Annotated in this window: 11 protein-coding genes; 6 read left to right on the forward strand and 5 right to left on the reverse strand. The window is 72.3% G+C overall.

What is annotated here, in order from left to right; genetic code table 11:
• Positions 1-26: 26 nt before the first annotated feature.
• Positions 27-407 carry an STAS domain-containing protein gene (locus tag ACFYZ8_RS36565; protein ID WP_388539483.1) on the reverse strand — a complete coding sequence of 127 codons (381 nt, stop codon included), beginning with the start codon at positions 405-407 and terminating at the stop codon, positions 27-29.
• A gap of 313 nt (positions 408-720) precedes the next feature.
• On the opposite strand from ACFYZ8_RS36565, the gene ACFYZ8_RS36570 reads away from it, so the two are divergent.
• Entirely contained in the window at positions 721-1,302 is a 582-nt protein-coding gene (locus ACFYZ8_RS36570) for a sigma-70 family RNA polymerase sigma factor (RefSeq protein WP_359032797.1), read from the forward strand.
• Between the two features lie 143 nt (positions 1,303-1,445).
• Positions 1,446-2,765, forward strand: a complete 1,320-nt coding sequence (locus ACFYZ8_RS36575; protein WP_388539481.1) for a zf-HC2 domain-containing protein — start codon at positions 1,446-1,448, stop codon at positions 2,763-2,765.
• 143 nt (positions 2,766-2,908) lie between these two features.
• Here the strand turns inward: ACFYZ8_RS36575 and purU are convergent, their stop codons facing one another.
• On the reverse strand, positions 2,909-3,778 hold the full coding sequence (purU, locus tag ACFYZ8_RS36580) for a formyltetrahydrofolate deformylase (protein ID WP_359032795.1): 870 nt from the start codon (positions 3,776-3,778) through the stop codon (positions 2,909-2,911).
• Positions 3,779-3,824: 46 nt separating this feature from the next.
• Positions 3,825-4,325 carry a hypothetical protein gene (locus ACFYZ8_RS36585; RefSeq protein WP_359032793.1) on the reverse strand — a complete coding sequence of 167 codons (501 nt, stop codon included), beginning with the start codon at positions 4,323-4,325 and terminating at the stop codon, positions 3,825-3,827.
• Positions 4,326-4,443: 118 nt separating this feature from the next.
• Between ACFYZ8_RS36585 and ACFYZ8_RS36590 the strand changes: the two genes are divergently transcribed.
• Positions 4,444-5,781 (forward strand): ABC transporter substrate-binding protein, encoded by a 1,338-nt coding sequence (locus ACFYZ8_RS36590; protein WP_388539184.1) that lies wholly within the window; start codon positions 4,444-4,446, stop codon positions 5,779-5,781.
• A gap of 36 nt (positions 5,782-5,817) precedes the next feature.
• Here the strand turns inward: ACFYZ8_RS36590 and ACFYZ8_RS36595 are convergent, their stop codons facing one another.
• Positions 5,818-7,641 carry a hypothetical protein gene (locus tag ACFYZ8_RS36595; protein WP_388539182.1) on the reverse strand — a complete coding sequence of 608 codons (1,824 nt, stop codon included), beginning with the start codon at positions 7,639-7,641 and terminating at the stop codon, positions 5,818-5,820.
• A gap of 170 nt (positions 7,642-7,811) precedes the next feature.
• Positions 7,812-9,197: a transcriptional regulator gene (locus tag ACFYZ8_RS36600; protein ID WP_388539179.1), complete on the reverse strand. Its 1,386-nt coding sequence runs from the start codon at positions 9,195-9,197 to the stop codon at positions 7,812-7,814.
• Between the two features lie 295 nt (positions 9,198-9,492).
• On the opposite strand from ACFYZ8_RS36600, the gene ACFYZ8_RS36605 reads away from it, so the two are divergent.
• The 3 genes from ACFYZ8_RS36605 to ACFYZ8_RS36615 are packed head-to-tail and all read left to right on the forward strand — an operon-like array spanning position 9,493 to position 12,545.
• The gene (locus ACFYZ8_RS36605) at positions 9,493-10,155 is read left to right on the forward strand and encodes a bifunctional DNA primase/polymerase (protein ID WP_388539176.1); all 663 of its coding nucleotides are present in this window, start codon (positions 9,493-9,495) and stop codon (positions 10,153-10,155) included.
• A gap of 36 nt (positions 10,156-10,191) precedes the next feature.
• Positions 10,192-10,959 (forward strand): ABC transporter ATP-binding protein, encoded by a 768-nt coding sequence (locus ACFYZ8_RS36610; protein WP_359032783.1) that lies wholly within the window; start codon positions 10,192-10,194, stop codon positions 10,957-10,959.
• Positions 10,956-12,545: a transporter gene (locus tag ACFYZ8_RS36615; RefSeq protein WP_388539174.1), complete on the forward strand. Its 1,590-nt coding sequence runs from the start codon at positions 10,956-10,958 to the stop codon at positions 12,543-12,545. The genes ACFYZ8_RS36610 and ACFYZ8_RS36615 overlap by 4 nt, the downstream gene beginning before the upstream one ends.
• The last annotated feature ends 285 nt before the right edge of the window (positions 12,546-12,830 follow it).

The raw sequence follows: 12,830 nt of genomic DNA on the forward strand, positions 1-12,830 counted from the left end.
TGCACGGTCGGGTGGGCTGTCCGGGCTCAGGCGGACAGCGGTCCCGCCTCCTCGTCGGTCGCCGAGTCCAGGTCCGGGTGGACCTCGAACAGCCGGCGGACGCCCAGGGCGCCGAGGACGCGGTTGACGTGGGAGCCGTCGGCGGCTCCCTGGGCCGGGAGGATCAGGCGCAGTTCGCCCCGGCAGGAGCGGATCAGGCGGCGGGAGGCGATGAGGACGCCGACCCCGCTGGAATCGCAGAAATACACGTCGGAAAGGTCGAGGACGAGACTGTGGCGGCCCTCGGCCACCGCGTCGTGGACCCGCTGGCGGAGCACCGGCGAGGTCACCAGATCCAGCTCGCCCGACACACTGAGCACGGCCCACTCGCCCTGCTCTTCGCCGGTCACATTGAACGCCACCACCATGCCCTTCATTCGCCGGAAAAAACGGAAGCCTTTCCTACGCTTCCTTGCAGCGCGGCTGCCCAGCGGCCGTTCCCTGAAACACAGACCAAGAAACGGGAAACGTTCGAAAGAGGCTTGTTTTTGTCGCCTTCGATCCTGTTCGATCAGGTCTGATCGATGACTGGAGGGGTAGGGGAAGGTCCACTACCACCTGAGGCCCCTCGGGGGGCGCGCATTGGAACAAAGGGGCGTGCGCTGTCGGAGGTGCCGACTACATTCGAGGAGACGGTCGGCGCAGGCTTGACCCGGACACTTCCAGGGGTGAGGGGGCCGCATGGCGAAGAAGGACGCACCGCCCCGTTGGGACCGCAAGATGCAGCAGCGGCTCGCACGCGGTGAGGCGGCCGCCCTCGGCGAGCTCTACGACCGTTTCGCTTCACTCGTGCACGGTCTCGCCCACCGCGTGCTCGGAGACGAGCGCGCCGCCGACGGCATCACCCGGGACGTCTTCGCCCATGTCTGGGAGCACCCCGAGGCCTACGACCCCAAACAGGGCCCGCTGCGCTCCTGGGTCGCGGGCCTGACCCACCGCCTGGCCGTGCAGCGGCTGCGCGCCACCGAGACCGCCGCGCTGCACCGGGCCGGCGAGGGCTCCGCCGAGGAGCTGGAGCGCAAGGTGCGCCACGCCTCGGTCGCCGCCCGCGCCGACTACATCGTCCAGTCCATGCCGACCCCGCTGCGGGCCGCCCTGGAACTGGCCTACTTCCAGCGCCGCGACTACCGCCAGGCGGCCGCCGACCTCAGCATCACCGAGGACGAGGCCCGCCGCCGCCTGCGCCTCGGCCTGCAACTCCTGTCCACGGCCCACGACACCGGAGCGCCGGGGTCTCCGCCGGGATACGGGGGCGCGGCGTGAGCGGCCGTTTCGAGGCGTACGACGAGCAGGACGGGAAGTTGGAGGGCGGCCGCGGGAACGGGGACGACGACCGGGACGGGTCGTACGGCCCCGGCCCCGACGACCCCGGGAGCGCCGACGCGAACGGCCCCGGCACGGGAGGCATGGACAGCACCGACGGCGACGGACCCGCCAACCCTGGCGCCGGTGGCCCGAGCGACCCCGGCTCCGGCTCGGGCTCCGGCTCCGGCGACACCCCTGGCCCCGACCCCGACCCCGACCGTCCGCCCCGCATACCCCTCCCCCGCGCCTCCGTCGAGGACACCGGCCGCCCCCTGCCCGAACTGGACGAGCTGCCCCCGCCCGCCCCCCTCGTCCTGGAGCACCAGGTGCTGAAGTCGCTGCTGGGGGCGTGGGCGCTGGCCGCGTGTTCCGCGGAGGAGACGGCCGCCGTCGAGGACCACCTCGGCGTCTGCGGCTCCTGCGCCGACGAGGCGCTGCGGCTGCGCGGCGCCGTGGGCCTGCTCCAGCGGCCGGAGAGCCTCGACCTGGACCCCGGCCTGCGCACCCGCGTCCTCGAGCGCTGCCTCGACCGGCGCCCGCCGCGCATCCCGATCCCCGGGTGGGCCATGCCGTACGACGCCGAGACCGCCCGTCTGGACGCCCTGCTCCAGGACTTCGGCGACGCCGAGTGGCACGCCCCGGTCAGGCTCCGCTGGTTCGACGCCGACGAGGCCACGAGCCGCCGTACGACGGTCGCCGGGGTCATGGCCCACCTGCTGTCGGTCGACGGCCTGGTCGCGGTCGCCCTGGGCCTGGACGACCCGCTGGGCGCGGCGACCGCGGACGCGCCCACACCGTCGGGCCGTACCGAGGCGTACTGGCGGGCCTCGCACTTCCCGCCGACCCGCTCCGTGCGGACCCCCTGGCGCGAGCAGAGCCACGACCTGGTCCGCACGGTGTCGTTCACCGGTGGCACCGCCGGCAAACTCGAGGTGGCCTACGGCGACTTCACGCTCCCGCTCCACGACGCGATGCTGGACCGCGCCTTCGAGTGCTGGGTCCACGCGGAGGACATCGCGGAGGCGGTCGACTACCCCTACGACCCGCCGTCCCCCCGCCACCTCAACCGCATGATCGACCTGGCGGCCCGCATGCTCCCCGCGGTCCTCGCACACCGGCGGCAGAAGGGGCTGACGGCACCGGCCCCCGGCCGCCGTCTCGTGAGCGCCGGGGGCCCCGGCCGCACTCTGCGCCTGGAGATCGAGGGCCTGGGCGGCGGCGAGTGGCTGATCCCCCTCGACTCCCCGGCGGCGGTGGGTTCCGCGGAGCACGAGGTGGCGCATGTGGCCCTGGACGGCGTGGAGTTCTGCCAACTGGCGGCCGGCCATGTGCCTCCGGCGGAGGCGGCGGCAGGGCAGGTGGGTGACCGGGACGCGATCAGGGATGTTCTGTACGCGGCGGCGAGCCTGAGCCGCATGTAGGTGGGGGGCGGATTGGGGTCCGTGGGCGGCTGCCGGCCGGTGGGGGCTGGTCGCGCAGTTCCCCGCGCCCCTTAAAGGCACGTCCACTGCACCTGCTCAAGGAGCGCGGGCGCGGGGAACTGCGCACAGACCGCCCCGAGCTCTTAGGCGAACACGACCGTCCGCCGGCCGTTCAAGAGAATCCGCCGCTCCGCGTGCCACTTCACGGCCCGCGCCAGCGCCTGGCACTCCACGTCCCGCCCGATCGCCACGAGCTGGTCCGGCGTCACGTCGTGTCCGACCCGCTCGACCTCCTGCTCGATGATCGGCCCCTCGTCGAGGTCCGCGGTCACATAGTGCGCCGTCGCCCCGATCAGCTTCACACCCCGCGCATGAGCCTGGTGATACGGCTTCGCACCCTTGAAGCTCGGCAGGAACGAGTGGTGGATGTTGATGATCTTGCCGCTGAGCTGCTTGCACAGGTCGTCGGAGAGCACCTGCATGTACCGGGCCAGCACCACCAGCTCGACGTCCTGCTCCCGCACCAGCTCGAGCAGCCGCGCCTCCGCCTCGGCCTTGTTCTCCCGCGTCACCGGAATGTGGTGGAAGGGAATGTTGTACGACCCCACGAGCTCGGCGAAGTCGGTGTGGTTGGACACCACGGCGGCGATCTCCACCGGCAGCGCACCTATGCGCGCGCGGAAGAGCAGGTCGTTCAGGCAGTGCCCGAACTTGCTGACCATCAGCACGACCCGCATCTTGTCCTCGGCCCGGTTGATCTGCCAGTCCATGTGGAAGGAGTCACCGATCGCCGCGAAGGACGCCCGCAGCTTGTCCACCGTCACCGGCGCCTCGGCCGAGAAGTGGACGCGCATGAAGAACAGACCCGTGTCGTGGTCGCCGAACTGCTGGCTGTCCTCGATGTTGCAGCCGGTCATGAAGAGGTAGCTCGACACGGCGTGCACGATGCCCTGCTTGTCGGGGCAGGACAGGGTCAGGACGTACTGCTCGGCGGGGGCGGACTGCTCGTTCATGCAGGACAGGGTCGCATATCCACCGGCGCGGGAAACATCGCGTCCGTCACGCGGACCGGGTCATGATCTGCAGCAGCTGGAGCGTGCGCGGCGGCGCGTCCGGGTCGTCCCCGTCGGCCGTCGCCATCCGCACGTGCGCGTCCCGCGCCGCCCGCACCGCGTCCGGCCACCCCGGGTTCTCCATGTACACGGAGACGGGGGCGTCCGGGCCGACCTGGTGCATGATCCTGAGCACCCGCAGCACGGCGGTGTCGACGAGGGCCGCCTCCTGGGAGTCCCGGAAGATCGTGCCGACGTACTTCTCGGCGGACCAGTTGTCCAGCCAGGTGTCCTCGACGAGGCGGTACACGGCGTCGGTGACGTCCCCGTACCCCTCGACACCGGCGAGCCAGACGTTCTGCTGGAAGGCGGGGTCGGAGAGCATGTGCAGCGCGGAGCGCACATTGCTGCGCCAGCGCCACCACGGCATGTCGTTCAGTGGCATGCCGCCCATGGTGGAGGAGCGACGGCCGCGACGGGAAGAGTTCTCCGAACCTTGCACGGTCATCGATCGTACGTTCTTCCCCCATACGTCCCGCACAGGCCCCCGCTGTTCACCTTTCCGTCACCTTTCATTGACCGAGGGTCACGCCCGAGTTGGGGATGTGACGGAAGCGTGTGTGCCCATGACCGGCAGGCGACGCATCCGCAGCACCTTCCTCCCCCAGCACCACCGGCCCGTCAGAGCCACCGTCCTCGCGGCGGGGGCACTGGTGGCGTGTGCTTCCCTCGCCGCCGGTTGCGGGGTCGTCCCCGGTACCACGGGGGATTCCGGGGGCGGCCCGATCAAGGTCATGACCTGGGCCCCGTCGGACACCAAGGCGACCAACAAGCCCGGCATGCCCGCCTTCGCCCAGGCCTACGCCCGCTGGATCAACTCCAAGGGCGGTATCAACGGCCGTAAGCTCACCGTCCTGACCTGCAACGACCACAACGACGGCGTGGCGGCGGCGAAGTGCGCCCGGCGCGCGGTCAAGGAGAACGTCGTCGCGGTCGTCGGCTCCTACAGCCAGTACGGCGACTCCTTCTTCCCACCCCTGGAGGGCGCCGGCATCCCCTACATCGGCGGCTACGGCGTCACCAACGACGAGTTCACCAGCCCGCTGTCCTACCCGGTCAACGGCGGCCAGCCCACCCTGCTGGCCGGCCTCGGCAAGGAGCTCGCGGCGGCCTGCGGCAACGTCACCCTCGTACGGCCCGACACGATCGCGGGCGACGAGCTGCCCGTGCTGCTGGACTCCGGACTGACCGCGGGCGGGCACCACGCCGCGAGTGACGTGCGGGCGGCGGACGACGCCACCGAGTACTCGGTTCAGTCGACGAAGGCGCTCGACAGCTCGGCGTCCGGCGCCCCGGCGCATGGTGCGAAGGCGGGGTGTGTGGTGCCCGCGCTCGGCGACCGCACCAGCACCTTCATGGACTCCTTCCGGCGCGCCCGCGAGGACTACCCGGCCGTGCGCACCGCCATGGCGATGGGCAGCGTCGACCAGACGGAGATCGACGCCTCCGGCGGGGCCTCGGGGCCCTACGAGGGGTCGTACATCACCGGCTGGTACCCGGTGGAGAGCGACCCCCGCTGGGACACGATGAAGAAGGTCATCAACAAGGAGGCCTTCAACGACAACCGCATCGACTCGGCGGACGCGGGGGTGCAGACCACCTGGATCGCCTACACGGTGTTCGAGAAGGCCGTCGAGTCGCTCGGCGGCGGCGAGGTGAGTGCCGACAGCGTGCGCGGCGCCCTCAACGACGGCCTCAAGATCCCGACCGGCGGTCTGACACCGACCCTCCAGTGGGCCACCCGGGACACCTGGAGCTCCGCCGACGACCTCGCCTCGGTCGGCTTCCCGCGCATGGTGAACGCCCATGTGACGCTCCAGGTGGTGCGCCAGGGACAGCTCGTGTCGGCGCGCCGGGGCTTCACCGACGTGACGAAGACACTCCAGAACGCGGACGTCGACTGATCCGCGGGGGGCGCCGAGACGTCCCCCGCGGATCTCTCACAGCTGGGTGGCCGTGCGTTCGGTCAGGCTGTACTTCCTGGCGATCGCGTTCCACAGCCGGGCCGCCTTGGCCTTCTCGGTGCTGGCGGTGCCGCTGTCCCGGTTGCCGGCCGCCGTCTGGCCCGTGGCGCGGGCCTGGCCCTTCTTGCAGCCCTTCTTGCCGGCGGCCTGGTCCGCCCAGGCCGCGTAGTGGTTGTCGGCGGACGCGGACGCCTGCCAGGCCTTGGTGAGGGCGTCGGTCAGCTCGGCGTGGCCCTGCAACTGGTCGACCGAGAGCGACTTGAGCCGGGTCACCAGGCCGGTGCGCTGGGCCGCCGCGTCCCGCAGGTCCTTGGCCGCCTGACCGAGGTTCTTGCAGGACCTCACGTTCCCCACCGCGCTGATCACCGAGGAACGGCTGTTGCCGCTGTCGGCGAGCAGCTTGTCCAGCTCGGCCGCCTGCCCCTTCGCCGGATCGGCGGCCGGCGAGGAGGAACCGGCGGTCGCGGGGGCCGTCGCCGACACGGTCTGGTTCTTGTCGCCCCCGTCGTCGCCCCCGCCCCCGGCGAGCAGCGCTCCCGCGCCGATGCCGAGCACGACGATGCCGATGCCCACGGCGGCGATGACCGGCACCCGCGAGCGCCTGCGGCCGCCTCCGTCGTCGTAGGCGTCACCACCGGGCGGCGTGTACGGCGGCTGGGCGCCGTACGCCGGCTGCGGGGCCCCGTACGACGGCTGCGGGGTCCCGTACGGCGGCTGCGGGGCCCCGTACGCGGGCGGTACGGCCTCGGGCTGGGCGAAGCGCGGCATCTGCTGGGTGGACGAGGCCCCGCCGTCACCGCCCGGTCCGCCGCGGAAGAGGTTGTCGAAGTCGGAGGGCGGCTGCCGGTCCCCGCCGTAGGGCGCGCCGGGGGCCTGCGCGGGCACCGGCGCGATGAACTGCGTGGGCTCGGCGTCGGGGCCGGTGGGCGCGCTGGGCGGGAGCGGACCGGCGCCGGGGCCGGGGCCGGAAGCAGCGTGCTGCGCGCCGTACGGGGACTGCGGGTACTGTCCCGGGAACCGCGCTGCCTCGGCGGACACCTCGGGCGGGAGCGCGCCGGGGCGCACGGGCGGGAGGTACTGGGTGGCCCCCTCGTCGGCGGGGGCGGCCGGGACCGGCGGGATGAACTGGGTGGCGCCCTCGTCGGCGGGCGGCAGCGGCGCGGAGGCGGGCGTGCCGGCGGCCGACGGGAGGGGCCGGCCCACGGGCGGCAGGTAGTAGGAGGTCGGTTCGTTGGTGTCGTAGCCCTGGGCGGGCTGCTGCTGCGCGGCGCCGGCCCCGGGAGCCTCGTAGGGCGCGACCTGGCCCTGCTGCGGGGGGAGCGGCTGGGACTGCGGCTGGGGCGCCGGTTGACCGACGGGCGGCAGGTAGTAGGACGTCGGCTCGTTGGTGTCGTACGCCGGCGCGGGCTGCGGCTGGGACGGGGCCTGCCCCTGGGACTGGGGCTGGGGCGGTATGCCGCCGGGCTGCTGGGGCGTCCCCCAGGTCTGGGCGGGCGGCTGCGACCAGTGCTGGGTCTGCGGCTCGCCGGCCTGGTCCTGCTGCTGGTCGGGGCCCCACGGGGTGCCCCATGACTGGCCGCCGGGCGGCTGGCCGTAGCCCGCGTCGGCGGCCGGGGTGGACTGGCCGGACTGCGGAGGGCCGCCGTAACCGCCCTGCTGCGGGGCGCCGTATCCGGGCTGCGGACCGCCGTGTCCGCCTGTCTGTCCCGGCAGCAGGGGTTCCCCGCCGTCGGAGGGCAGCACGATGCCTTCGCGCGCTTCGCGCGCCGAGGGCTGCTCGCCCTGTCCACTCTGCGTCACCGGGACTCCTACTTATGGGGGAACTTCGGAATCGTCGGCTCACGCTACCGGGTCCTCCGAGCCCGGTGCCACGTAGCACAGGACGTGACCTGCGCCCCTGTGACGGCAGTAACAGATCCCGGGAGATCATGTGACGTTTCCGGGCCCGTATCCGCTGTACATGTCCTCCTTTACGCGGCCGCCTGAAGGTCCAGCCGGGCCCCGAACTCCCTGACGACCGCCTCGTCCCCGAACGGTTCCAGGCGCTGCTGGAAGTCCTCGAGGTACTCCGCGCCCCGGTTGGAGCGGACGGTCTCCAGCAACTCCACCGCCTTCAGACCGGTGTTGCAGGCCTGCTCGATCTCGCGCTGCTGCACCTGCGCGGTGGCGAGCAGAACCAGCCCGATGGCCCGCCTGCGCGCCTTGTTCTCGGGGAGCCCGTCCAGCGACTCCTGCGCGCACCGCGCCGCCGCGTCGGCCTGGCCGAGGTCGCGGTGGCAGTGGGCCAACTCGTCGGCGAGGTAGGCCTCGTCGAAGTGCGCGATCCACGCCGGGTCGTCGCCGCTCGACGGGTCCGCCGCCTCCAGCGCGTGCACGGCCCGCCCGGACGCCGCCTGGGTGGCCCGCACATCGCCCATGAGGGCGTGCCCGCGGGCCTCCGCCGCGTAGAACATCGCCTCCGCGCGCGGTGTCACCCGCCCCCGCGCCCCTTCCTGCGCCGCCCGCGCCAACTGGGCGATCTCCCGCGGGTTCCCGAGCTGCGCGGCGAGGTGGCTCATGGACGCGGCGAGCACATAGCCGCCGTATCCGCGGTCGCCGGCCGCCTGCGCGAGCCGCAGCGCCTGGATGTAGTACCGCTGGGCCAGGCCCGGTTGACCGGTGTCGATGGCCATGTACCCGGCGAGCTCGGTCAACCGCGCGACCGCGGCGAACAGTTCACGTCCGGTCGCCTCCCGGTACGACCCCGCGAGCAGCCCGGAGACCACGCTGTTGAGGTAGTGCACGACGACCGGGCGCACATGCCCGCTGCCGTACTGGTGGTCGAGGTCGACCAGCGCCTGGGTCATCGCCCGTACGGCCGCCACGTCGGACTGCCCCACGCGCGGGCCCGCCTGGCGTGCCACCTGCGAGTCGGGCGAGGAGATCAGCCAGTCGCGGCTCGGCTCGACCAGCGCGGACGCGGCGACCGAGGAGCCGGACAGGAAGTCCCGGCGGCCCACGTCGCTGCGCCACAGCTCACACACCTGCTCGATGGCGCCCAGGACCGTCGGCGAGAACTGGAGCCCGACGCCGGAGGCGAGGTTCTTGCCGTTGGCCATGCCGATCTCGTCGATCGTGACCGTACGGCCGAGTTTGCGCCCGAGGGCCTCCGCGATGATCGCGGGCGCCCGGCCCCGCGGCTGCTGTCCGCGCAGCCAACGGGCCACGGACGTCTTGTCGTAGCGCAGGTCGAGGCCGTGCTCGGCACCGCACATGTTGACGCGGCGGGCGAGCCCGGCGTTCGAGCATCCCGCCTCCTGGATGAGCGCCTGCAGCCTTTCGTTCGGCTGCCGCGCGACGAGCGGCCTTGCGGCCATTGGCGTACCCCCTGTGGCTGCGGTGCCTGCCCACGCACCGAGTTGACGTGTCTTCCACCGAAAAGTTCCGGCCGTGAAGATCAATGCCCCGCCAACGTGTCGAAAATGCGAGGCATGCGAGGATTGCCGGGGTAAAAGACTCGTACCGACCCCACACGTGGTTACCCAGCTCACGCGGAGGTTCCTCCTCTGCGCCCCCGCACATGCATCCATGCGCCCCGGAGGGCGAATCGGTGCGCTTCCCCCGCGCGCGCAGGTCCTGGCCAGCCCGTAACCCGAGGTGAGTGCGGGAGTTGTGCTGAGCGTGGAAGAGACGATCGCGGGCCCCGAGGCCGCTCAGATTCCGAAGCAGCGCGGGGAATCGCTGCTGGAGACAGCCGTCCGATACGCCGAGGAGCGCCACTGGGACGTCTTTCCCGGCACCTGGCTGGAAGCCGTCGACGGGGTGCAGCGGTGCTCCTGCGAGGACAGCGCGTGCGCCGCTCCGGGGGCGCATCCCGCTCGGGAGGACTGGGCGACGCAGGCCACCGGCAGTGCGACGGTCGCGCGCCGGATGTGGCAGAAGCAGCCGACGGCGTCGATTCTGCTGCCGACGGGACGGACCTTCGACGCCATCTCCGTCCCGGAGACGGCGGGCTTCCTGGCGCTGGCCCGTATGGAGCGCATGGAGTCGACGCTGGGGCCCGTGACACTGACACCGGATCGCCGGATGCAGTTCTTCGTGCTGCCGGGCGCTGCGGTGAAGTTGCCGGAGCTGATCCGCAAGCTTGGCTGGGCTCCCGCGTCGCTCGACCTGGTCGCGCTCGGTGAGGGGGCGTATGTCGCCGCTCCTCCCACTCGGTTCGGGTCGTCGGGGGCCGTGCAGTGGGCTTGCCGTCCGACGCCTGCGAACCGTTGGCTGCCGGATGCGGAGGAGTTGATCTCGCCGCTTGCTTATGCGTGCGGCAGGGACCGATGAGGTGCGCGGTTTCCCGCGCCCCTAAGGTTGGCGTCCATGACCTCGGCTGTGAGTGTGCGTGGGCTCTGGAAGCGTTTCGGGCAGCAGGTCGCTGTCGCGGGGATTGATCTGGAGCTTCCCGCCGGGAAGTTCATCGGCCTCGTCGGGCCCAATGGAGCCGGGAAGACGACCACCCTCTCCATGGTGACCGGGCTGCTGCGGCCCGATCAGGGAACCGTCACGGTCGTCGGGCATGACGTGTGGCAGGACCCTGTGAACGTCAAGGCCCGGATCGGCGTCCTGCCCGAAGGGCTACGGCTGTTCGAGCGGCTCTCCGGGCGGGAACTGCTCGCGTACTCGGGGCGGTTGCGGGGGCTGCCCGGTGCCGAGGTCGACCGGCGGGCCTCCCAGCTGCTCGACGTGCTCGATCTCGCGGGGGCCCAGCACAAACTGGTCGTCGACTACTCGACCGGGATGCGGAAGAAGATCGGGCTCGCGGCCGCCCTGCTGCACAATCCCGAAGTGCTTTTCCTCGACGAGCCGTTCGAGGGCGTCGACCCCGTCTCCGCGCAGACCATCCGGGGCGTCCTTGAGCGGTACACCGCCTCCGGCGCCACCGTCGTCTTCTCCTCGCACGTGATGGAGCTCGTGGAGTCCCTGTGCGACTGGGTGGCCGTCATGGCCGCCGGCCGCATCCGCGCCCACGGAACGCTCGACGAGGTGCGCGGCGCCGCGCCCTCACTGCAGCGCGCCTTCCTCGAACTCGTGGGCGCGCGGGGGCAGGACGCCGGGGCGAACCTCGACTGGCTGGGCGGGGCCCGATGACCGCGGACATCACCCCGGTCGTCGTACGGCTGAAGCTGTCGCTGCTCAGGAACGGACTGCGGCAGTCCGGCGGGCGGCGGGCCGCGTACATCGCCTCGGCCGTGGCCGTCCTGCTCTTCTCCGTCCTCCAGCTGCTCGGTCTCATCGCCCTGCGCGGCAACGAGCACGCCGTCTCCGTCGTCGTCCCGCTGGTCGCCGTGCTGGCGGCCGGCTGGGCCGTGATGCCGCTGTTCTTCCCCGGCGGCGACGAGACCCTCGACCCCACCCGGCTGGTGATGCTGCCGCTGCGGCCCCGGCCCCTGGTGCGGGCGCTGCTGGTGGCCTCGCTGGTCGGCATCGGGCCGGTGTTCACGCTCTGCCTGCTGATCGGGGCCGTGGTCTCGGTCGCGCACGGCGCGACGGCGTACGTCTTCGCCGTCCTCGGTGTCGTGCTCGCGCTGCTGGTCTGCGTGGCCCTCGCGCGGGCCGTCGCCGTCGCCAACATCCGGCTGCTGACCAGCCGCAAGGGCCGGGATCTGGCGGTGCTGAGCGGGCTGGTCATCGCGATCGGGGCGCAGGTCGTGAACTTCGGTGCGCAGCGGCTCGGTTCGGGCGGCCTGGGGCAACTGGACGGTCCCGCCGATGTGTTGGCGTGGATTCCGCCCGCCTCGGCGATCGGGGCGGTCGACTCGGCGAGCGAGGGGTCGTACGGGGTCGCCGTCCTGCAACTCGCCCTGTCCGCCGCCGCGCTGGCCGGCCTGCTCGCGCTCTGGTCCCGCCATCTGACCCGCCTGATGACCTCCCCGGACGGCTCCACGCTGCCCTCCGCCGAGGGGGCGGTCCGTGAGCGGAACTCGACGGGACTCGCCCGGCTGCTGCCCGCCGGACGCACCGGCACCGTGATGGAACGCAGCCTGCGCTATGTGTGGCGCGACCCCAAGACCAAGGCCGCCTGGGTGACCTCGCTGGCCATCGGGCTGATCGTGCCGGTGTTCAACGCGGTGCAGGGCACGGGGTCCATCTACTTCGCGTGCTTCGCCTCGGGGATGCTCGGGGTGCAGATGTACAACCAGTTCGGGCAGGACACCTCCGCGTTCTGGATGGTCGCGACGACGATCTCCTCCACGCGGGACGCCTACGTCGAACTACGCGCGCGTGCGCTGGCGTTGCTGCTGATCACCCTGCCGTACGCCACGCTCGTCACCGTGGTCACGACCGCGCTGATCGACGACTGGCCGAAGCTGCCCGAGGTGCTCGGGGTGTCCTTCGCGCTGCTCGGGGCGATGCTGGCGACCGGGGCGTGGACGTCGGCACGCTTCCCCTACTCGATCCCGCAGGAGGGCTACAAGAACGTGGCCCCGGGACAGTCCGGCCTCGCCGCCGCCGCGGTCGTCGGGGGCATGGTCTCGGCCGCCCTGCTGTGCGCCCCCGTGATCGCCCTGACCCTGTGGGCCAACCTCAGCGCGGGCGGCGACGAGTGGAGCTGGGTGCTGCTGCCGGTCGGCGCGGTGTACGGAGCCGCCATAACCCTGGCGGGACTGCACCTGGCGGCCCCACGCACGGCCCGCCGGCTGCCGGAGATCCTGACGGCGGTCAGCAAGGGCTGAGCCGGGGCGCGGGCGGGGCTCGGATCCACGAACGCCGGCCACCCGAACGCCCCAGGGGCGCGGGACTGTGCTCGATGTGCGGCTACCGCCGCGCGGGCGCGCCCAGCCCCCACCGGCCCGCAGGCAGCCACCGACGTGGACGGCGCAGGCCCTCGACAGACCCCGCAACCGGACACCAGGGCCCCGAACCCCCAGGGGCGCGGGACTGTGCTCGATGTGCGGCTACCGCCGCGCGGGCGCGCCCAGCCCCCACCGGCCCGCAGGCAGCCACCGACGTGGACGGCG

The organism is Streptomyces sp. NPDC001668 (genome assembly GCF_042893155.1).
GTDB lineage: Bacteria > Actinomycetota > Actinomycetes > Streptomycetales > Streptomycetaceae > Streptomyces.